The sequence below is a fragment of the Oryzomonas sagensis genome, assembly GCF_008802355.1.
GTDB lineage: Bacteria > Desulfobacterota > Desulfuromonadia > Geobacterales > Pseudopelobacteraceae > Oryzomonas > Oryzomonas sagensis.
Map to the genome: position 1 here is coordinate 471165 of NZ_VZRA01000001.1, position 22581 is coordinate 493745.

The 22581-nt window shown below is 62.8% G+C and carries 14 protein-coding genes and 1 other RNA gene; 5 read left to right on the top strand and 10 right to left on the bottom strand.

All coding sequences use genetic code 11. The annotated features are described in order from the left end of the window. Window positions 1–226: 226 nt before the first annotated feature. The 5 genes from F6V30_RS02170 (at window position 227) to F6V30_RS02190 (ending at window position 9885) form a co-directional block, all read left to right on the top strand. Window positions 227–2416: a glycoside hydrolase family 57 protein gene (locus F6V30_RS02170; protein ID WP_151154869.1), complete on the top strand. Its 2190-nt coding sequence runs from the start codon at window positions 227–229 to the stop codon at window positions 2414–2416. A gap of 184 nt (window positions 2417–2600) precedes the next feature. Then, the gene (gene galT / locus F6V30_RS02175; RefSeq protein WP_151154870.1) at window positions 2601–3626 is read left to right on the top strand and encodes a galactose-1-phosphate uridylyltransferase; all 1026 of its coding nucleotides are present in this window, start codon (window positions 2601–2603) and stop codon (window positions 3624–3626) included. Window positions 3627–3730: 104 nt separating this feature from the next. Further along, a complete protein-coding gene (locus tag F6V30_RS02180) occupies window positions 3731–5542 on the top strand; it encodes a carbon starvation CstA family protein (RefSeq protein WP_151154871.1) in 1812 nt (603 codons plus the stop codon). Between the two features lie 123 nt (window positions 5543–5665). Next, the gene (locus tag F6V30_RS02185) at window positions 5666–6538 is read left to right on the top strand and encodes a TIGR02757 family protein (protein ID WP_151154872.1); all 873 of its coding nucleotides are present in this window, start codon (window positions 5666–5668) and stop codon (window positions 6536–6538) included. Between the two features lie 413 nt (window positions 6539–6951). Continuing rightward, complete coding sequence (locus F6V30_RS02190) at window positions 6952–9885, top strand: RCC1 domain-containing protein (RefSeq protein WP_151154873.1); 2934 nt, start codon at window positions 6952–6954, stop codon at window positions 9883–9885. A 312-nt stretch (window positions 9886–10197) separates the two neighbouring features. On the opposite strand, the gene F6V30_RS02195 is transcribed toward F6V30_RS02190, so the two are convergent. From F6V30_RS02195 to recD, 10 genes are all read right to left on the bottom strand, one after another. Continuing rightward, window positions 10198–10896 carry an endonuclease III domain-containing protein gene (locus F6V30_RS02195; RefSeq protein ID WP_151154874.1) on the bottom strand — a complete coding sequence of 233 codons (699 nt, stop codon included), beginning with the start codon at window positions 10894–10896 and terminating at the stop codon, window positions 10198–10200. Further along, window positions 10893–11774 carry an SDR family oxidoreductase gene (locus tag F6V30_RS02200; RefSeq protein ID WP_151154875.1) on the bottom strand — a complete coding sequence of 294 codons (882 nt, stop codon included), beginning with the start codon at window positions 11772–11774 and terminating at the stop codon, window positions 10893–10895. The genes F6V30_RS02195 and F6V30_RS02200 overlap by 4 nt, the downstream gene beginning before the upstream one ends. Window positions 11775–11902: 128 nt before the next feature. Further along, complete coding sequence (gene nifJ, locus F6V30_RS02205; RefSeq protein ID WP_151154876.1) at window positions 11903–15475, bottom strand: pyruvate:ferredoxin (flavodoxin) oxidoreductase; 3573 nt, start codon at window positions 15473–15475, stop codon at window positions 11903–11905. A 304-nt stretch (window positions 15476–15779) separates the two neighbouring features. Then, window positions 15780–16373, bottom strand: a complete 594-nt coding sequence (recR, locus tag F6V30_RS02210; protein WP_151154877.1) for a recombination mediator RecR — start codon at window positions 16371–16373, stop codon at window positions 15780–15782. 255 nt (window positions 16374–16628) lie between these two features. Further along, a complete protein-coding gene (locus tag F6V30_RS02215; RefSeq protein WP_149307637.1) occupies window positions 16629–16943 on the bottom strand; it encodes a YbaB/EbfC family nucleoid-associated protein in 315 nt (104 codons plus the stop codon). 64 nt (window positions 16944–17007) lie between these two features. Next, window positions 17008–18708: a DNA polymerase III subunit gamma/tau gene (dnaX, locus tag F6V30_RS02220; RefSeq protein ID WP_151154878.1), complete on the bottom strand. Its 1701-nt coding sequence runs from the start codon at window positions 18706–18708 to the stop codon at window positions 17008–17010. Window positions 18709–18834: 126 nt separating this feature from the next. Then, window positions 18835–18932: signal recognition particle sRNA small type (ffs, locus tag F6V30_RS02225), an RNA gene on the bottom strand. A 158-nt stretch (window positions 18933–19090) separates the two neighbouring features. After that, a complete protein-coding gene (locus F6V30_RS02230; protein WP_151154879.1) occupies window positions 19091–19552 on the bottom strand; it encodes a septal ring lytic transglycosylase RlpA family protein in 462 nt (153 codons plus the stop codon). 91 nt (window positions 19553–19643) lie between these two features. Then, on the bottom strand, window positions 19644–20525 hold the full coding sequence (locus tag F6V30_RS02235; protein WP_151154880.1) for a complex I NDUFA9 subunit family protein: 882 nt from the start codon (window positions 20523–20525) through the stop codon (window positions 19644–19646). A 116-nt stretch (window positions 20526–20641) separates the two neighbouring features. Continuing rightward, window positions 20642–22570 carry an exodeoxyribonuclease V subunit alpha gene (gene recD / locus F6V30_RS02240; protein WP_246163139.1) on the bottom strand — a complete coding sequence of 643 codons (1929 nt, stop codon included), beginning with the start codon at window positions 22568–22570 and terminating at the stop codon, window positions 20642–20644. Between the last annotated feature and the right edge of the window lie 11 nt (window positions 22571–22581).

Sequence of the window (22581 nt, forward strand, 5' to 3'; positions counted from 1 at the left end):
TCAGGTTGTTCAAAAATAGTCAGATCGTCGCACCCGCAGAAGGCCCCGAGGAGGCCCTCACCCGGCCTTTGGCCACCCTCTCCCGGAGGGAGAGGGGAACGGTATCCCTTCTCCCCTTGGGAGAAGGATAGGATGAGGGGCGCTACGCCGCACGAAAGGGCTTTCGAGGACGCGGCGAGATGGCTGTTTTTCAACGACCTCTCTAAGAGACAAGGAGCCGCCTGAGATGCCGATTCCGCTCGACGTGGTCATCATATGGCACATGCACCAGCCATACTACAAGGACCCGCTCAAGAACGAGTACGCCCTCCCCTGGACCTATCTGCACGGCATCAAGGATTATTTCGATATGCCGGCCATTGTGGAGGATACCCCGGGGGCAAAGGCGGTCTTCAACCTGGTTCCGTCCCTGATCGAGCAGATTCTGGATTATGCCGCCGGCACCGCCGCGGACCCATTCCTGGAAAGGGGCAAGGCGGCCCCGGCCGACCTGGGGGAGGATGACCGCATCTTCCTGCTGGAGAATTTCTTTTCCGCCAACCGGCAGCGCATGATCGAACCGTCCCGCCGCTACCTGGAGCTGCTCTACATGGCGGGCGAGGGAAAACCGGGCAGCGCCCGGGACCGGGTCCGACACTTCAGCGACCAGGACCTGCTGGACCTCCAGGTCCTCTTCTTCCTGGCCTGGACCGGCGAGGCCTCCCGCCGGCGCTATCCGGCCTTTGCCGAACTGGCGGCCAAGGGGGAGGAGTTCACCGCTGCCGACAAGGACCTGCTCTTCGCCACCCAACGGGAACTATTGCAGGCCATCATCCCGTGCTACCAGCGTCTGCACCGGGAGGGACGGGTCGAGTTGGCCGTTTCCCCCTACTACCACCCCATCCTGCCGCTGTTGTGCGATGTCCGCAGCGCCCAGACCGCCATGCCGCGCGTCACGCTGCCCACAGCCGCCTTTCGCCACCCCGAAGACGCCCGCGCCCAGATCACGCGCGGCATCGACTACTTCACGCAGGTCTTCGGCTTCACCCCCACCGGCATGTGGCCGTCGGAGGGATCGGTCAGCAACGAGGCGCTGGAGATCATCGCCGAAAACGGCATCGGGTGGATCGCCACGGATGAAGACATCCTGGTCAAAAGCCTCGAAGGGGGCCTGGGGGACCACAAGGAACGCCTCTACCGCCCCTGGCGTTTTGCCTGCCGGCACGGCGAGATCGGCGCCTTTTTCCGCGACCACCAACTCTCCGATCTGGTCGGCTTTACCTACTCCCAGTGGGATGCGGGCCGGGCCGTGGCGGATTTTTGCGGACGGTTGCACGCCATCAAGGGGCGCGCCGGCGGCGAAGGGAAGGTGATTCCCATCTGCCTGGACGGGGAAAATGCCTGGGAGTATTATCCCACCAACGCCTACGACTTTTTGCAGGGGCTGTACCGGGGCATTGCCGAATCGCCGGCCCTCAACCTGACCGTCTGTTCCGACGTCCTGGCCCGCAGCAGCTTCGACGGCCGCTTGCACGGCATCCATCCCGGCTCGTGGATCAACGCCAACTACGGCATCTGGATCGGCCACCCGGAGGAGAACCTGGCCTGGGACCTGCTGGCCGCGACGCGGAACGCCGCCGTCTCCCGCAGCCCGGCCGTGGCCGAAGCCCTGGCGAGCGGGAAACCGGCTGCGGATGCCGCAGCGGAGATGATTTGCCGTTCACTGTACGCCGCCGAGGGGAGCGACTGGTTCTGGTGGTACGGGGACGATCATTTTTCACCCCACAGCGACCGGTTCGACCGGCTCTTCCGCCAGCATCTGATGAACGTTTACCGGCTGCTGGGGATCGACACGCCGCGCGAGCTCCTGGAAGCGATCAAGAAAAAGAGCCCGGCCGGGCTGATCCGGGAACCGGCCGGCTTCATCGACCCCGAAATCAACGGCAAGATCAGCGACTACTTCGAATGGCTGGCAGCCGGCCTCTACGACCTGACCCGCCAAGGTTCGGCCATGCATTCCTCGGACCGCATGCTGCAGAGCTTCTACTACGGCTACAACAAGGACCATCTGTTCTTCCGCATCGACGGCATCCAGGAACTCTCCCGGATGCTGCGGGAGATCGATCTACTCAACCTGCACCTGATCTATGACCGGGAATACCGGCTGCCCCTGCAGATGCGCGCCGACGAGGGGCTCCTGCAGGTCAGGGAAAACAACGCCTGGGTGCCGACCAGCGGCCATTGCCGTTGGAAAATCGCCAAGACCTGCGAGGTCGCTATTCCGCTGGAGGCCATCAAACCGGCCCCCAAGAGCAAGCTGTTCGCTTCGGTGACCCTGGTGCGCGACAACGAGGAGATCGGACGCTGGCCCACGGATGCGCCGTTGATGATCTATTATGCGGGGCCGGAGATCGAGCTGGACAACTGGCTCATATAGCCGCAACGCCATATTTGAGCGCTGAGGGCGGCGGCTCGTCGAAGGCTTGTCGGCATAGCGCTGCTATGCCTCTGTCGCCTTCTCCTCGCCGCCACCCCCATCATCTCAAATCTGACGTTGCTGAACGTGGCAGATGGTTCTGGATGATGAAATTTACTACGATACACGGGTGAAGGAGCTTACCATGTCAGAACTTCGCTGGGACCCCCTAAAGCTGCACTGGGTCATCATCGCCACCGAGCGCGGCAGGCGGCCGCGGGATTTCCATGTCGAGCCGGAGGGGGACGGCATGACCGCCTGCCCCTTCTGCTACGGCAACGAGGACAAGACGCCGCCCGAGATCTTCGCCATCCGCCCCAGCGGCATGCCCAACGCCGCCAACTGGCGGGTGCGGGTGATCCCCAACAAATACCCGGCGCTCAGGGTGGAGGGGGAGCTGAACAACCGCGGCTATGGATTGTACGATGTGATGAACGGCATCGGCGCCCACGAGGTGGTCATCGAAACCCCCGACCACAGCCGCAGCATGGCCGACCTCATCCCCCACGAGATCACCGACGTCCTGACCGCCTACCGGGCGCGCTATCAGGACCTGCGCAGGGATTTCCGCTTCCGCTACATGGTGCTCTTCAAGAACCACGGGCTCCGGGCCGGGGCGACCCTGAACCACTCCCACAGCCAGTTGATCGCCGTGCCGCTCCTCCCCCCGGTTGCCGCCACCCAGCTCAAGGTGGCGCGCAACTACTTCAACACCAAGGAACGCTGCATCTTCTGCGACCTGATCGCGTTCGAGCTGGACTGCGGCGAGCGGGTGGTGCGGGAGTTTTCCAACTTCGTCACCCTGACCCCCTATGCCTCCAGTTCCCCCTTTGAACTGCGGCTGTATCCCAAACGCCACAGCCACGACTTCGCCCTGATGAACGACGCCCAACTGGCCGAACTGGCCGTGGCCATGAAGGACATGCTGCTCAGGGTCAAGAACGTGCTGCGGGATGCGCCCTACAATTTCATCCTCCACACCGCCCCCCCCATGCACCGGCGCCCCGGGAAACCGACCCACTGGAACTCCCTGGAACAGGACTATCACTGGCATATCGAACTGGTGCCGCGTTTGACCCAGGTCGCCGGCTTCGAATGGGGCACCGGGTTCTACATCAACCCCACGTCGCCCGAGGATGCGGCCAGCTTCCTGCGGGAAGCGGACGTATGATGCGATCCCCCGTAAATAACGTTGACAGCATGGCACAATCGGCATATTGAAATGAGGATCGCACGAAACCGCCCGTCGCGATTCCACTCACAGGAGGACTCGTTATGAATGCACTCACCCTGGTCTTCGTCGCCCTCTGCGTCTTTGCCATTGCCTACCGCTTCTACGGCGTGTTCATGGCCAGCAGGGTGCTCGAACTCAAGGATGACCGGGAGACTCCCGCCGTGACCATGGCCGACGGCCACGACTACGTCAAAACCAACAAGTACATCCTCTTCGGCCACCATTTCGCGGCCATAGCCGCAGCCGGGCCGCTTCTGGGGCCGGTGCTGGCGGCCCAATTCGGTTTCCTCCCCGGCGCGCTCTGGATCATCGTCGGCTGCGTCCTGGCCGGAGCGGTCCACGACACCATCGTGCTGTTCGCCTCGGTACGCCACAAGGGCAAGAGCCTGGCCCGCATCGCCGAGTACGAAATCGGCAAGACCACCGGCACCGTGGCCTCCTTTGCCGTGCTCTTCATTCTGATCCTGACCCTGGCCGGTCTCTCCATCGCGGTGGTCAACGCCATGTTTTCCAGCCCCTGGGGGACCTACACCGTCTTCTGCACCATCCCCATCGCGATCCTGATGGGCATCTACCTCCAGAAGATTCGGCCCGGCGACGTGAAGGGGGCCAGCGTAATCGGCGTGGTGCTGCTCTTCTTCGCCATAGTCACCGGCCCGTTCATTGCCGCCGATCCGGTCCTGGCGGGGCTGTTCACCTTCAGCAAGAAACAGATCGCCCTGTTCATCCCGGTGTACGGTTTCTTCGCCTCGGTCCTGCCGGTCTGGCTGCTCCTCACCCCCCGGGACTACCTCTCCACCTACCTGAAGATCGGCACCATCGTCATGCTGACCCTGGGGATCGTGGTCGTCCACCCGAACCTCTCCATGGAGCCGGTAACCAAATATATCTCCGGCGGCGGCCCGATCATACCGGGCGCGGTCTTCCCCTTCATCTTCATCACCATCGCCTGCGGTGCCCTGTCCGGGTTCCATGCCATCATCGGCACCGGCACCACCCCCAAGATGATCGGCAACGAGAGGGAGATCCTCTTCATCGGCTACGGCGCCATGCTGACCGAAGGCTTCGTGGCGATCATGGCCCTGATCGCCGCCTGCGTGCTGGTCCCGGCCGATTACTTCGCCATCAATGCCGCCCCCAAGGCCTTCCAGGCCCTGGGCATGGTGCCGGTGCACCTGCCCGAACTGGCGGCCGAGGTCGGTGAGCAGGTGCAGGGGCGACCGGGCGGCGCCGTCTCCCTGGCGGTCGGCATGGCCTACATCTTCTCCGCCGTACCCTTCATGAAGAGCATGATGGCCTATTGGTACCACTTCGCCATCATGTTCGAGGCGGTCTTCATCCTGACCGCCGTGGATGCCGGCACCCGCGTGGGCCGCTATCTGCTCCAGGAGATGCTGAGCAAGGTCGTGCCTAAATTCGGCGACTTCACCTGGAAGCCGGGCATCGCCATTGCCAGCTTTCTCTTCACCGCTTCCTGGGGGTATCTGGTCTATACCGGCGACATCACCACCATCTGGCCCCTGTTCGGCATGAGCAACCAACTCCTGGCCACCAGTGGCCTGATCATCGGCACCACCATGCTGATCCGGCTCGGCAAGGCCCGATATGCCTGGGTAACCGCCATCCCCGGCATCTTCATGATCCCGGTCACCATGTCCGCCGGCTATCTCAACATCACCAAAAACTACCTGCCCAAGGGGCTGACCCTGCTGGCCATCCTCTCGGTGGTCCTGATGGTCCTCATGGCGATCGTCTTCATCTCCGCCTTTGTCAAATGGTATCAACTGATGCGGGTCAAAGAGCCGGTTCCCGACCAGTACGGCGACATGGTGCTTGAGGAGGTGGAGGAGTAAGCCCCCTTCACAGCCGTGGCGTACAGCCCCATGCGCAACGCCATTCCCGGCCCGCTTCCCCCCCAAAGGGAGCGGGCCGGGGAATTCCTGCCGGTCCCCATCCCGAGTCCACCCGAGTACCCGATGCCACGTACCCCTGACCTGAAAACCTGCCTCGACGACCTGTACGCCGCCCGGTCTGCCGCCCACCTGGCCAACGACCCGCTCTCCTTCTGCCACCGCTACGGGGAGACGGCCGACCGGGAGGTGGCCGCCGTCATCGCTTCATCCTTCGCCTACGGCGGAATCAAGATCATCCTGCGCACCCTGGAGAGGATTTTCGCCGAACTGGGGCCGTCGCCGCGCCGTTTTGTCGAGCGCTTCGACCCAAAACAGGGTCTGCGGACCTTCAGCGGCTTCAAGCACCGCTTCAACGACGGCCGCGACCTGTGCGCCCTCTTGTGGGCCTGCCGGCTGATGATCGAGGAGAGCGGCAGCATCAACGCCTTCTTGACCCGCTTTCACGATAGCGGGGCCGGGGATGTGACCGCCGCCTTGGACGGCTACGCGTCGGCCGTGCGGGGCCTGGATTACCGGCCCATATTTCGGAAGAGCACCATCCCCGCCGACTCCTACTTCCCCTTTTTCTTCCCCGCCCCCGCCTCGGGCAGTGCCTGCAAGCGCCTCTGCATGTTTCTGCGCTGGGTGGTGCGCCCGGCCGACGGCATCGACCTGGGGCTCTGGCAGGGAATCACCCCCGCCCAACTGGTCATCCCGGTGGACACCCACATCAGCCGCATCTGTTCCTACCTGGGCTTTACCCAGAGAAAGAACGCCGACTGGCGCATGGCCCAAGAGATCACGGCCAGCCTGCGGCTCCTCGATCCACGTGACCCAGTCAAATACGACTTCTCCCTGGCCCACCTGGGTATCAGCGAGGGGTGCACCGGCACCGATCCCCTCCGCTGCCTGAAGTGCGCCATCGCCGGGGTCTGCCCGCAGGCGGTTTCGAGCTAGTCCTAAAAGCAATTTAAAAAATGAGATAAGCGCAATTGATCTCAACAAGTCTAGGCACGTTCCTACCATTTTCGGGGTTTATCCGTCGTTACCTTATCCGCCTACGATTAGTTATCGTTTGGGCAAATTTTTCCCACCCTCAAACCCGCCTCGGCCTTTTTCTCATTTTGACATAAGGCTGCCATTCATATCCTGGCGACATCATTTCATCAATCGGGACACTGTTAAAAAAATTAACACTCCAAGCCGGTTATCATATTGTTTTATAATGATATTTTCTATTTTATTTATTGATTTCATTTTTAAGACAGCGTATTTAATGAAAACCCATCGCGCAAAGAATTGGTACGCAACCTTGTATTCCATCCACGGTTTTCACAGGCAATTGAAATACCAAAACGAGGGAGGTTTTTATGGACCTGCTGAAACGACTCGGAATTCGACCAATTTTTGAAACTCTTCTTACTCTCCTGTCACTACTGATATTTTTTTCTGCGGCCGCATTTGCCGCGGTAACCCCGAAGGTCGCTGCTGGCACTTCCAACACCATGGTACTGAAGAGCGACGGTACCGTGTTTGCTTGGGGGTGGAACCTCTACGGCCAACTTGGGGACGGGACCACTACCGACAGGCACTCGCCCACCGTCGTGCCCGGACTGACCGGGGTGACGGCCATCGTTCCAGGGTATGCCCACACGGCGGCGCGGAAGAGCGACGGCACCGTACTCGCCTGGGGAAATAACCTCCATGGACAAATTGGGGATGGGACCACCACCGAACGGCACTCGCCCACCGTCGTGCCCGGGCTGACCGGGATGGCGGCCATCGCTGTGGGAGATGCCCACACTGTGGCGCTGAAAAACGCTGGCACCGTGCTCGCCTGGGGATCGAACCTCCGCGGCCAACTTGGGGACGGGACCACCACCGACAGGCACTCGCCCACCGTCGTGCCCGGACTGACCGGAGTGACAGCCATCGCTGCGGGGTACCAACACACTGTGGCGCTGAAGAGCGACGGCACCGTAGTCGCCTGGGGGTGGAACGTCAACGGCCAACTTGGGGATGGGACCACCACCGAGAAGCACTCCCCCACCGTCGTGCCCGGGCTAACCGGGGTGACGGCCATCGCTACGGGGTATAACCATACCGTGGCGCTAAAGAGCGACGGCACTGTGGTCGCTTGGGGAGAGAACCAAAACGGCCAACTTGGGGATGGGACCACCATTGAGCGGCACTCGCCCATTGTCGTACCAGGACTGAACGGGGTAGCGGCCATCGCTGTGGGGCAGTACCATACCGTAGTGCTGAAGAACGACGGCACCCTAGTCGCCTGGGGGTGGAATGGCTCTGGCCAACTTGGAGACGGGACCACCACTCAACGGACTTCGCCCACCGTCATGTCCGGAGTGACCGGGGTGACGGCCATCGCTGTGGGGCAGTACCATACCGTATTGCTGAAGAACGACGGCACTGTGGTCGCCTGGGGGAGAAACGGCTCTGGCGAAGTTGGAGACGGGACCACCACTCAACGGACCTCGCCCACCATCGTTCCTGGCCTGAACCTTGGCGCCAGTATCTTTACCATCACAACCGGCGTTACCGGAAACGGTTCCATAACCTGCACTCCCTCGGCAACGGTAAGCCTGAACGGCAGTACCACCTGTACCGCCACACCCGATGCGGGAAACTATGTCGCCTCGGTAACCGTGGATGGCACTGTGCAATCGGCCGCGGCCAATACCGCAAGCTACTCACAACCGTTCACCAGCGTCACCGCAAATCACACCATGACCGCAATATTCAGCGTTCAGAACAACCAGACCATCACTTTCAACCCTGCCACCAAAACCTACGGTGACCCGCCATTTAACCTGGGTACCCTCGTCAGCAGCGGCGGTTCGGGCAATCCCGTGACATTTACTCTGATCAGCGGACCCGGCAGCCTGAGCGGCACAAACAACGCCACCTTGACCATCACCGGCGCGGGGAGCATCGTGTTACGCGCCTCACAGGCGGGCAGCGCCGCTTATATCGCCGCTGCGGATGTAGTGCAGACGATTACCGTCAACAAAGCCACCGCCACCATCATTCTGGGCGACCTGACCGCCACCCACGACGGCACGGCAAAATCGGCTACAGCCACCACCATCCCGGCCGGCTTGGCCGTCACCATCACCTATACCTATGACGGCAGTATCGTGATACCGACCAATTGCGGCAGCTATACTGTCGTTGCCGCCATCAACGATGCCAATTACCAAGGCACGGCCAGCGGCACGCTAGTCATTAAGGATACCACGCCTCCGGTCATCCATATGTCCACCCTGCCCGACGGCAGCTACACCAACAATGAGATGCTCAACATCACCGGCACGGTCACCGACGATGTCGGCGTGAAGTATCTCACCGTCAACGGCGTGGTGCTTCCGGTCAATTCCGACGGCAGCTTCAGCTTGGCCATGATCCTTGTCGACGGGCCTAACCAGATTACCGCCCTGGCCAGTGATTCGGCCGGCAACAAGTCAACCGACAGCCGCACTATTATCCTGGATGTGACTGCGCCAAACCTGCTGATCACAGCCCCGGCGGACAATAGCAAGACCGCTACGGCCCTGGCCACAATCAGCGGCACCGTGGACGAGGCCTCCACCGTTGCCGTCAAAGTGGGCAACGACATCGTCAACGCCACCATGAACGGTACGAGCTACACCGCCTCCGTGACGCTTGTTGCCGGCATCAACACCATCGAAGTAACCGCCACCGATCTGGCCGGCAACACCAATACCCTGAAACGAACCGTTATCTACGACGACCAGAGCCCGGATTTGGCGATCACCGCGCCATCCCAAGACAGCCGCACCAATCAGGCCAATCTCACCATCCGCGGAACCGTCAGCGACCCTTACACCGCCGTTACCGTCAGCATAGCCATGGACGGCCAGACCTACACCCCTGCCGTAATTAACGGGCAGTTTGAACAGGCTGTCACCTTTACCACTGAAAAGAGCTACGCCATCGTGGTCACCGCCACCAACGAAGCAGGCGTCAGCTCTACAATCCAACGCAACGTGCTATACGATGCCACCAAGCCGGGCCTGACCATCGACCCGGTTACCAGCCCGACCGGCCAAGCCAGTGTCGTGCTGACCGGCACCAGAGAGACGGGAACCATCGTCTCACTCAGCGTGGACACGGCCGCCGTCATAGGACAGATGACCTACCCGGATGCCACCACCTGGAGTTGCGCGGTGAGCTCCCTCGCAACGGGGACGAACACCATTACCGTGACCGGTCAGGATCAGGCCGGCAATACCACCAGCGTAACGGCACAGGTTGTTTATCAGTAGGATTATTCCGGCAGCAGGACGCTGATCAACACGGAACAAGCCTCCCCCCCGCGGCCATCAGGGAAAAACCTGATGGCCGCGGCATTTTCGACAATGGGCAGGGAAGAAGGATTATAGGGCGGCCAACAAAAAAACACCCCGGCAACTAGGAGGGAAAGTCGCCAGGGCAAATGAGGGTTCTTAGGGAACCCCCGCAATGTTTTCTGTAAGTATATTTTACCAGACGCCCCCTACCCTGGCAAGCGTGAAAAAAACCCACAACAGCATGGTATCATGCGTAAAAAGCGGAGAAGCCCACCAAATCGGTCGTGGTCAGGCATGGCAGCCGGAGCGGAAGGTGGGGCACTGCGGCGCCAACGGGCAGCCGGCGCACAACGGGCGGGTGCGGCAGAAGACCTTGCACTCCTCCACGATCAGGGCGTGGTACTCGTTGAACAGCGCGGCGTCGGCGGGGAGATGCTCCATGAACAGCCGCCGGGTCTCGCCGTAGTCCGTATCCGCCGGCAAGAGCCCCAGGCGGTGGAACAGGCGCCGGGTGTAGGCGTCGACCACAAAGGTCGGCTTGTTCCCGGCGTAGAGCAGGATCGCATCGCAGGTCTCCGGGCCGATGCCGCGCACCTTCAGCAACTCCCGGCGCAGGTCGCGCCACTCGCCGCTGAACAGCACGTCCAGGGAGCCGTTGTGGTACTCCCGGAGCCACCCCACAAACCCCTTGATCCTGATACTCTTGACATTGTAGTAGCCCGCCGGCCGGATCAGTTCCGCCAAGCGACCCGTTTCAATCGCCTCTATCCCCTCCATGGTCAGGACATTGGCCCCCTTCAGGGCGCTGATGGCTTTCTCCACGTTGGTCCAGGCGGTGTTCTGGGTCAGGATCGCCCCGATGCAGACCTCGAAGGGGGTCTCGGCCGGCCACCAGAACCGGGGGCCGAAGTGCTCCAGCAACGGGAGGAAGATCGCCTTGAGCCGTTCCCCGGTGGGGGAGAGGTGTGTCGTGGCCAGGAGGTTCATGCCGCCTCGACCGAGGCGGCAAGCCCCTGGGCCATGGTGGGGTAGCGCAACCTGACGCCCAGCTTCTCCAGCATGCGGGAATTGTCCACCACCCGCGACTCGCTCACGTAGGAGAACATCAGGGGGGACATGGCCTGGCGCGCCTCATCCAGGGTCACCTGGGGCTGGCGGGGCATGCCCAGGGCGTCGGCGGCGGCGTTGAAGTAGCTGGTCATGCTGGCGGGATGGCCGTCGCTTATGTTGAAGATGGCGCCATTCTCCCCCTTCTCGACGGCCGCCAGGCAGACCTGCGCCAGGTCGTCGGCGTGGATGCGGTTGCTGGGGCCGGACTCCTCTTCCCTGAGAAGCGGCTGCCCCTGGCTGATCTGCATCAACGGCAGGCGGCCGGGACCGTAGATGCCGCTGACGCGCAGGATGACCACCGCTGTGCCGTGGGCCGCCCCGAACTCCCGGAAGGTCGCTTCGGCATCGAGGCGGCGCTTGCCCATGGCCGATGCCGGGATAACGGGGGAATCCTCCGTCACCACGCCGCCGCGAGTCTCGCTGTAGACCGAGGTGGCGCCCAGGTAGACGATCATGGCGGGGGGCGGCGATACCGCCGTCATGGCGGCGCAGAAATGCCTGGCCCGGGTGTCGAAGAGCCCGCCTCCCGGCGGCGGCACACAGTACAGCACCACCCCTCCGGCCGCCGCCTCCAGAGCCGGTATCCCGGCCGGGTCGTCCAGCGTGGCGACCAGCGTCCCGAAGCCCGACCGCTCCAGGGCCTCGCCATGCTCCGCCGACCTGACCAGGCAGGTCGTCCCGTATCCCGCGTCCCGCGCCAGGCGGGCGACGCGCCGCCCTATGTAGCCGCAACCGGCTATGAACAGTTTCTTCATGATTCCTCACCGAATAACAAAATGACACTGCTCGCTCGGCGCACTATAGGCAGCCGGCGGCGGCAGAAGGAAAAAGGCCCCGTGCATGCCACGGGGCCTTATTGTGATGCGATTTGCTTATGACAACCCTACTTCGGTTCGTCGTAGGTCAGCGCCGCCAGCTTCTGGAAATAGGCAAAACGGCTGGCGGTGAAGACGGTGGCCTTCTTCATCAGGGAGGCCGCGGCGTCGGGATTGCTCTTCTGGAGCACCTTCCAGCGGTTCTCCCCGTAGGCGTACTCTTCCAGAGTGATGGTCGGCGCCTTGCTGTCCAGTTGCAGGGGGTTCTTGCTCTCGGCGGCCAGGGCCGGGTTGTAGCGGTAGAGCGGCCAGTAGCCGGACTGCACCGCTTTCTTCTGCTCGTCCACGGCGGTGGTCATGTTGATGCCGTGGGCAATGCAGTGGGCATAGGCGATGATCAGGGACGGGCCGTCGTAGGCCTCGGCCTCCAGCATGGCCTTGACGCACTGTGCCGGGTTGGAGAGGGAGACCGTGGCCACATAGACCGAGCCGTAGGCCATGGCCATCATGCCCAGATCCTTCTTGGCCACCGACTTGCCGCCGGCCGCGAACTGGGCCACGGCGCCCAGCGGGGTGGACTTGGATGCCTGGCCGCCGGTGTTGGAGTAGACCTCCGTGTCCAGCACGATCAGGTTGATGTTCTTGCCCGAGGCGATGACGTGGTCCAGGCCGCCGTAGCCGATATCGTAGGCCCAGCCGTCGCCGCCGACGCACCACACCGACTTCTTCACCAGGTAGTCGGCGATGGGGGCCAGGAGCCGTGCGGTCTGATCCTTGCTCCCTTTCAGGACCGCCTTCAGCTTGTCGACGCGGCCGCGCTGCTGCTCGATGCCGGCCTGGGTGGACTGGTCCGCCCCGATGATCTCCTTGATCAGCTTGGCGCTGGCGGCGAAGGCCTTGCTAGCGGCAAGCTCGTTCAGGTACTCCAGGGCCGATTTGTTGAACTGGTCCACGGTGAGGCGCATACCGAAACCGAATTCGGCGTTGTCCTCGAACAGCGAGTTGGACCAGGCCGGACCGCGGCCGTCGGCCCGCTGGGCCCAGGGGGTGGTGGGGAGGTTGCCGCCGTAGATGGAGGTGCAGCCGGTGGCGTTGGCGATCAGCATCCGGTCGCCGAAGAGCTGGGAGAGCAACTTCAGGTAGGGGGTCTCGCCGCAGCCGGCGCAGGCGCCGGAGAACTCGAACAGCGGGCGTACCAACTGGTTGCTGCGCAGGGTTTCCAGTTTCACCTGGGTCGGGTCCACGTCGGGCAGCGTGAGGAAGAACTCGAAATTTTCGGCCTCCGGGGCGCGCAGGGGGGGTTGGAAGTGCATGTCCAGGGCCTTGTGATCCGGGTTCTGCTTGTCCTTGGCCGGGCAGTTGTGGGCACAGGCGCCGCAGCCGGTGCAATCCTCCGGGGCCACCTGAACGGTGAACTTCTTGCCGGCCATCTCGGGGATCTTGCAGTCCGCGGACTTGAAGCTGGCCGGAGCCCCTTTGAGCAGCTTGGCGTCATAGGCCTTCATGCGCACCACGGCGTGGGGGCAGACGAACGAGCAGATGCCGCACTGGATACAGAGCTTGTCGTCCCACACCGGGATGTCGATGGCGATGTTGCGCTTCTCGTACTGGGAGGTGGCAGTGGGGAAGGTGCCGTCGGCCGGCATCTTGGAGACCGGCAGGTCGTCGCCCAGGCCGGCCACGATCACCCCGGTGACCTCCTTGACGAACTTGGGCGCCTTGGCGGAGACGGCGGCGGCCATCCGCAGCTTGCTGGTGGCCTTGGAGGGCACCTTGACCTCGTACAGGTTGTTCAGGCCGGCTTCCACCGCCTTGTAGTTCATCTCCAGCACCTTCTCGCCGGCCTTGCCGTAGGACTTCTTGATGGCGTTCTTGATGGAGGCCACGGCGGTCTTGAGCGGAATGATGCTCGAAATCTTGAAGAATGAGGTCTGCATGATCACATTGATGCGGGGTCCCAGGCCGATCTCGTTGCCCAGCTTGACGCCGTCGATCACGTAGAACTTGAGTTTCTTGTCGATGATCTGCTGCTGCACCTCTTTCGGGATGCGGTCCCACACCTCGTCGTGGTCGAAGGGGGCGTTGAGCAGGAAGGTGGCCCCTTTCTTGGCCTTGGAGAGCATGTCGTACTTTTCCAGAAAGGAAAAGTTGTGGCACGCCACGAAATCGGCCTCCTGGACCAGGTAGGGGGCGCGGATCGGCTTCTTGCCGAAGCGCAGGTGCGACGTGGTCATGGAGCCGGCCTTCTTGGAGTCGTAGACGAAGTAGGCCTGGGCGTTGTTCTTGGTCTCCTCGCCGATGATCTTGATGGAGTTCTTGTTGGCGCCCACGGTGCCGTCCGAGCCCAAGCCGTAGAACATGGCCTGATAGACGCCGTCCATGGGGTTCTTGTAGCTTGTGTCCACCTTCAGGCTGCAGTTGGTGACATCCTCCTCGATCCCGACCACGTAGTGATTCCTGGGGGATTTCGCCTTGAGGTTGTCGAGCACGGCCTTGGCCATGGCCGGGTTGAATTCCTTGGAACCCAGGCCGTAACGGCCGCCGACGATGATCGGGTAGCCGTCGAAGGAGAACTTCTTCTCGGCCATGGCCTCGCCGATGGCGGTGCGCACATCCAGGTAGAGCGGTTCGCCCAGGGCGCCCGGCTCTTTGGTGCGGTCGAGCACGGCGATCTTCCTGACGCTCTTGGGCAGGGCCTTGATGAAGGCGTCCAGCGGGAAGGGGCGGTAAAGATGGATCTTGACCACGCCGACCTTTTCCCCCTTTTTGACCAGGTTTTCCACGGTCTCCTGGACCACGTCGGCGCCCGAGCCCATCACCACCACCACCCGGTCCGCGTCCTTGGCCCCCACGTAATCCACCAGCTTGTACTTGCGGCCGGTCAGCTTGGCGAATTTGGCCATTTCCTCCTGAACGATGTCGATGCATTTGGGATAGTAGGGGTTGACCGTTTCACGCCCCTGGAAGTAGACATCCGGGTTCTGGGCCGTGCCGCGCATCATCGGGCGGTCGGGGCAGAGCCCGCGCCCCTTGTGCTCGGCGATCAGCTTGTCGTCCAGCATGGCGCGCATGTCGTCGAAGGTGAGTTCCTCGACCTTGAGGACCTCGTGGGAGGTGCGGAAGCCGTCGAAGAAGTGCAGGAACGGCACCCGGGCGCGCAGGGTGGCGGACTGGGCGATCATGGCGAAGTCCATGGTCTCCTGGACGTTGTTGGAACAGAGCATGGCCCAGCCGGTGGAGCGGCAGGACATGACGTCCGAGTGGTCGCCGAAGATGGACAGGGCCTGGGCCGCGATGGCCCGGGCCGAGACGTGGAACACGGTGGAGGTCAACTCCCCGGCGATCTTGAACATATTGGGGATCATGAGCAGGAGCCCCTGGCTGGCGGTGAAGGTGGTGGTCAGCGCCCCGGCCTGCAACGCGCCGTGGACCGCCCCGGCGGCGCCACCCTCGGACTGCATCTCCACCACGGTGGGGATGTTGCCCCAGATATTTCTCTCGCCGGCGGCGCTCTTGGCGTCGGATATCTCACCCATCACCGATGACGGAGTGATCGGATAGATGGCAATGACCTCGTTGGTGGCATGCGCCACGTGGGCAGCAGCGGTATTGCCGTCGATGGTTACCATTTTTCTGCTCATGGGTTCCTCCTGTTTGTGATTATCCTGGCTATTCGTTCAATTTGAGGTGTTATCAGTATATTTTACCATGCCATGGAAATGGCGCCACCTAGCTGTTGAAACTCAGGTTGTTCAAAAATAGTCAGATCGTCGCCCCCGCTAGACAAGCCCTGCGGAGGCAGCCCTCTCTCTATCTCTCCCCCAAGGGGGGAGAGCATGCCGTGCCCTCTCCCTCTGGGAGAGGGATTGGGTGAGGGACCGCAGCGCTACGCCGCACAAGGCGGTTTTCGAGGAGGCGACGAGATGGCTGTTTTTCAACAACCTGCTACAGTTCGTTTCGCCCCTGGAGCGCCCACTGCACCGTCGCCGCATCGACGAATTCAATATCGCTTCCCAGCGGGATACCGTGGGCCAGGCGCGTGACCTTGACCCCGTACGGCTTGAGCGCCTTGGTCAGATACAGGGCCGTCGCCTCCCCCTCCACCGTAAAGTTGGTGGCGATGACCACCTCATGGACCCCGTCGCGTCCGACCCGCTCCAGCAGTTCGGGAATGCGCAGGTCGGACGGGCCGATGCCGCCCAGGGGCGAGATCGCCCCCTCGAGGACATGGTACATCCCCTGGTAGGCGTTGCTCCGTTCCAGGGCCATCAGATCCTGGGAGTTCTCCACCACGCAGATCGTGCCGCCGTCCCGGTTGCCGGTGCAGATGGCGCAGGGGTCATCCTCGGTAACGGCAAAACAGTTGGAGCAGGCGTGAACCCTGGTGCGGACCTCCTCAAGGGATTCCGCCAGCGCCGTCATGTTGTGGGGAGATTTGAGAAGATGGAACGCCAGCCGCAGGGCCGTGCGTTCGCCGATACCGGGCAGCTTCTTCAGTTCTCCAACCAGACGCATCAATGAGGAAGATTTTGTTAGCATATTTCCCGACACAAATAAAACATTTTTTTAAAATTATAGCATGGATAAAAAATGTGCTCCCCCGACATGGAACGGGCCGGCAGACGACCGAATACCCTGGAGGAGCACATATGAGTGACTTTCATGCCCGCAGTAGTACGGTAACGGCCTTTGCCGTATACGCTACTGACTATTAGCCGAACTAAAACTTTTAGTCAAATTAAAAACGCTCGTTGCCACCATGATTGCAGAAACAGCGCCGGACGCCCGTGGGGCCTAGAAGAGCCCCGGGATGTTCATGCCGCCGGTGATTTTGGACATCTCCTCGGAGATCTCGCTGTGGACGCTTTTCATTGCTTCATTTACCGCAGCGATAATAAGGTCTTGCAGCATTTCCACATCATTCGGGTCAACGGCTTCCTTTTTTATCGAAAGTGAAACTATTTCGTTCTTGCCGTTGACCTGAACGTTCACCGCACCGCCGCCCGATGACGCTTCGGCCGTCCGCTGGCTGGCCTCTTCCTGGAGCCTCGCCATTTTCTGCTGAATCATCTGGGCCTGTTTCATGATGCTTGCCAAACCTTTTGACATCTGTGCCTCCCTGGGTGTGAAATGCTCTAAAACCTGGTTATATGATTGTTTTCCCGTCGGAACGCTACGCCTTGCGGACATCCGTAACAATGCCGCCGAAGATCCGTGCCGCCTCATTGATCACCGGGTGTCCTGCTACCTCCCGCTTCAGCTCCTCCATCAGGTGTTCGTTATCGCTCTTTTTTTTTTCGGCCAGCGACTGGGGGGTTTCACCGGTTTCGGGTCTGATCGCCTTGATCCTGAGCACCGTCTCATGCCCCGTAAACTCCTGTGCCAGCGTCCTGATCTCGGCGATGAAATCCGCATCCTGGGCCATGTCGAGATAATAGCCGGCCGGGAAGCCGATTTCCATCTGCCCCGGTTCCAGCTTGAGCGGGCTGCCGTGCTCCAGCACCGACCCGTTGGCCGGGCGTTTCTCGATGCAGAACGCCACAAAACGCTCCCAGTCGGCGTACCCTCCCCGCGCCTGCGGTCGCACCGGCGGCTGTTGGGCGGCTGCGGCGACCGGTTGCGACGCCGGCTCGTCACGGGGCGGCGCCGGACGGTGCGGCGGCGCAGCGGCGGCGGTAGCCGCCGGAGCGGCCGGCCGGACGGCGTCCCAAGGGAGCGCAGGGGTATGGACCGCGCCGGTTTCGAGCCCCTTGATCTTCTCCAGCAGCTCCTGGATCGGGATGACCGGCACGAGGGTGGCCGCCTTGAGCAGCGCAATTTCCAGGATCAGGCGGGGGAAGGTGGCGTAGGCCATCTCCGTTTCCGCCTTCAGGAGGAGGGTCAGGCGGCGCTGGATCTCCTGGGCCGAAAAGCCCCCCGCCTGGCGGCGCAGCTCTTCCAGTTCCGCCTCGGCCAGATCGAGGATCTCCTCGGGGCTCTTCACCGAGCGGATCACCAGGAGATTGCGGAAGTGGTCGATCAACTCCTGGCAGAACTGGCGCATGTTGTAACCGACCCCGTCCACCCGTTTCACGCCGGCCAGCACCCCCTGGGTGTCGCCGGCAAAGACCGCAGCGGAAATCTCGGCCAGCAGGCGGCGATCCACCGCCCCGATCATGGTGGCCACGTCCTCGTCGCTCACGCTGTTGCCGCAGAAAGCCAGCACCTGATCGAAGACCGACAGGGAGTCGCGCATGCTGCCGTCGCCTTTGCGGGCGATCATGGCCAGGGCGGCGTCGCTGATGGAGATGCCCTCCTCGCCGGCAATGAAGCGCAGACGCTCGATCAGCTTCGGCAGCAGGATGCGTTTGAAATCGAAACGCTGGCAGCGGGAGAGGATGGTGACCGGAACCTTATGGGGCTCGGTGGTGGCAAAGATGAACTTTACATGGGCCGGCGGCTCCTCCAGGGTCTTCAGCAGGGCGTTGAAGGCGCTGGTGGAGAGCATGTGAACTTCGTCGATGATGAAGATCTTGTACCGGCTGTGGGAGGGGAGATACTTGATGTTGTCGCGCAGGTCGCGCACGTCGTCCACGCCCGTATTGGAGGCGCCGTCGATCTCGAAGACGTCGGTGGAGGTGCCGTCGGTGATCTCCTTGCAGATCGGGCAGACGTTGCACGGCTCGGTGGTCAGTCCCTGCTCGCAGTTGAGCGCCTTGGCCAGGATGCGGGCCGAACTGGTCTTGCCGACGCCCCGGGCGCCGGTGAACAGGAAGGCATGGGCAACCCGGCCGGTATCGATGGCGTTTTGCAGCGTACGGCTGACATGCTCCTGGCCGGTCAGCTCTGAGAAGGTCTGGGGGCGATATTTACGGGCGAGAACAACGTAGGACAAAGGGGCGTTACCTCACAAGGGCTGCGTTCGGAGGCCATGAAACCGCGGGCAGTGCCGGCGGGGCAGCTCTCACTGCAAGCCGATCAAGGGGTGCAACGTCTTCACAACCTGCTTGCAGGCGGATATGATAGCCGGGCTTACCCACGGCACACGGGGAAGCCGTTGCCGTTGCTTCCTTCCGGACCTGGCGGAGTTCACGGCGTACCGTTGCGTGGGGCCCGGCTATCATATCCGCCTGCAAACGAGGAACTGCAGAACGCGGCGTTTTCCAGCTATAAAAGGAGTATCAGCGTACCATGTCGCCACGGCTTTGTCAAAACGATTTCATCGACCCGGCAGCCTGCGGAAGAGTGCAACAATGGTGGAAATGGGGATGGTGGCGTTAGGTGGGCTTTTCCAGTTTTTCCTGCAACAGGGGGATGATCACGACCTTGATCCTGCCCTTGCCCCACAAACCGATCTTCTTGGCCGCCGCGCGGGACAGGTCGATGAAGTGGAAGGCCTTTCTGGCGCAACGGTCGGTGATCGTGACATGCACCTCCTGGTGGGTGGCCGGGTTGACGACCCGCACCACGGTGCCCAAGGGCAGACTTTCATGGGCGGCGGTCAGTTTGTCGGGATGATAGCGGTGACCCGACGTGGTCCTGCGTCCCTCGAAGCGCTTGGCGTAGTAGGAGGCGAACCCTTCCATCGGCTCCAGCGGGCTGCTCTTCAGGATGAGCCCCTCGAGCGCCTCCTCCAGCTTGACCGGCTCCGCCCCGGCGGCGACGGCAGGCGTGGCGGCACACGTCAGCAGCAGCGCGATCCCGGCAACAAGCAGATATATGGTTGGGCGTCCTGTCATAGCGAATTCTCCGTACGATGTTTTATACAATAAAACAATCGCCGTGTCAAGCCCGGGGCAAAACCGCTGTTTGCCGCACCTCCGGGGAGGACTATGTGGTGAGGTATTCGCCGATCCCCTCCCTGAACCCCTTGGGCTCGAAGCCAAAGGTCTGCTTCCAGCGGCCGTCGCAGATATTTTCCTCCACCAGCATCTGCAACTGGTCCATGGTGATGGGAAATCCGGGGATGCCCTGCAAGGCCGGAATGGCCAGCCTCATCACCCCCAGGGGGAGGCGGGGCTTGAACGGTGCCGGTTTGCCCAGGGCAGCGGCAACCGCATCCAGCAGATCCACATACCTCAGGCGGTCGTTGCCGCACAACTCATAGCACTGGCCGATGGTCGCGGGCATCTCCAGGGCCAGGGCGAAGCAGCGGGCCACGTCGTCGGCATGGATCGGCTGGAGACGGTACGCCCCGCTGCCGATGACCGGCGCCACCGGCGCCAGGCGCAGCTGGCGGGCCAGCATGCCGACGAAGGCGTCCTTGGGGCCGAAAATCAGGGAGGGGCGCAGGATGGTCCAGTCGAGGCCGCTGTTACGCACCAGCTCCTCGGCCCGGAACTTGGTCCTGTGGTACGACGAGACGGCATCCGGCCTCGTCCCCAGGGCCGACATCTGCACATAGCGCCGGATGCCGGCCTGTTTGGCGGCCGCCAGCATGGTGGCCGTGGCCTGCACGTGCAGCCGTTCGAAGGTCACCCCCCTGCCGGGGAACTCACGGATGATGCCCACCAGGTTCAGCACGGCGTCGCATCCGGCAACGGCCTGCCCAAAGCCCTCCGGGCGGGTGACGTCCCCCTCCACCTGTTCGACACCTTCTGAGGGCGCGGCCCGCCGGTGTACCAGCAGACACAGTTGGTGCCCCTGCCGGAGCAGTTCACGGGACACATGTTCACCGACAAAACCGGTTCCACCTGCGATGAATACCCTCATGGCGCCCTCCCGAGCCCCGCGCCGGTCCGTCCAACCAGTGGGCGGCCAACGCGGAATGATACCAAGCGTCCTGCATGACGGAACGGCACGGCGCCGCCCGACAGCCACGCAAACCGTTACCGGGGCCGGTTTTCGCCCCACAACCGTTCCCGAAGTCCCGAACTCCTGACGGTACGCCGCTCCACCGTGCGGAGAAAGACCTCTTCGGTCCCCCAAATCTCCACATGGGACCTGGCCCGCGTAACCGCGGTATAGAGCAGCTCACGGCTCAACGCTTCCGAAACGCGTTCCGGCAGGATCAGGAGCACCCGGTCGAACTCCGAGCCCTGGCTCTTGTGGACGGTCAGGGCGAACGCGCTTTCATGGGGCGGCAGGCGCAGGGGAGAGAGACGGCGGAGCGTCCCGTCCGGGTCGTTGAACCAGGCGGCCAGGCCGCCCGAAGCCGGGTCGTCCATCATGACACCGGTGTCGCCGTTGAACAGCCCCAACTCATAATTGTTGCCCGTTACCATGACCGGCAGCAGGCGGTCATCCCGGCCATGCAGTCCCAACGCATCCCTGCAGAGCCGGTTCAGGCTTTCCACCCCCCAGGCCCCTTCACGGTGGGGGGCGAGGACCCGGAAGCGGTCCAGTTCGTCCAGGGCCGCCCCGGGGGTCCGGGCACGGCTGTAGGCGGCGTAGCCGAGCCGTACGCGTTCTCTGAAGAGCTGGCCGAAGGCTTGGCCGGCGGGCAGGGGACGCCAGACCACATCGCCGTACCTCCCGGACACGAGCAGGTCCAGGGCCGCCGCGCCGTCACCGGCATTGACCAGGCGGCTCAGGTTGCCGATACCGCTGTCGCGGCCGAAACGGTAACTTCTGGACAACTGGACCACCGCGGGACGGCCCGGCTCCCCGACGCCAGAAGCGGCCGGCCCCGAACAGATGTCGGCCAGTACGGCGCCCGCTTCCACCGAGGCGAGCTGATCCCGGTCGCCCAGCAGGACCAGACGGGCGCTGTCGGGCAACGCCTCCAGCAACCGCGCCATGAGCGGCAGATCGACCATGGAGGCTTCGTCCACCACCAACACGGAGCACTCCAGGCGGTTTTCGCGATTGTGGCGGTAGGAGGCCTTTCCCGGCACGGCGCCCAGCAGGCGGTGGATGGTGACCACCTCCGTCGGCAGCATCCGCCGAAGGCTCTCGGGGAGCGGCAGTTGCTCCGTGGTCTGCATGATGGACCGCTTCAGGCGCATGGCTGCCTTGCCGGTGGGGGTCGCCAGGACGATGCGCGGCGGTTCGTGGGCCAGTTCGGCGACCAGGGCCAGGATGCGGGCCACGGTAGCGGTCTTGCCGGTGCCGGGGCCGCCCGATACCACGGCGACCCCCCGGGTCAGGGCCAACCGGGCGGCTTCCCGCTGCTGATCGGGCTCACCGCCGCGTGCGGAGGGGAAATAGCGCTCCAGGGCGGCGGACAGGTTCCCGTCGTCCACCGTTCGCGCCACGCTGCGCAGCAGGATGCCGTCGGCCACCTGCCGTTCGTACTCCCAACTGCGGTGCAGGTAGAGGCGGCCGCCATCCAGCACCAAGGGTGCATAGTCGCCCGGCCGGCCGACCGTCACGCACGGTTCGAGCGCCCCCAGCCAGTGGGCGGGGTCGGATATCCGCCATTGGCGGTCCGAGGCGTGCTGCGACACGATCTCGGTTCCGCGGAGCGCAGTCGGGTCGAGGCAGATGTTCCCCCGGCAGGTTGCGTTGCTCACCAGGGCCGCCGCCAGCCAGAGTTCTTCGCAGGGGTGGGGGTCGATGCGGTGGATAAAATCTGCAAAATGCCGGTCCAGGCTGCTCAGTTGAAGGCTTTCGGTCATGGCGGCGCTTGTCCCTTGTCGTGTTTTCCCGAAGGAATTTTCATACGCCGTGCCGTTGAAAACGGTCAGACGGTTCTTGCGGGTGCGCGTGCCGATATACATGGCTTCGTCGGCATTGGCCATGACCGGGCGCAGATATCGGAACCGCGGACCGGGGAGGTAAATCATGGCGGCCACGATGATCCCCGGAAAGGCCATGAGGTCCCCAG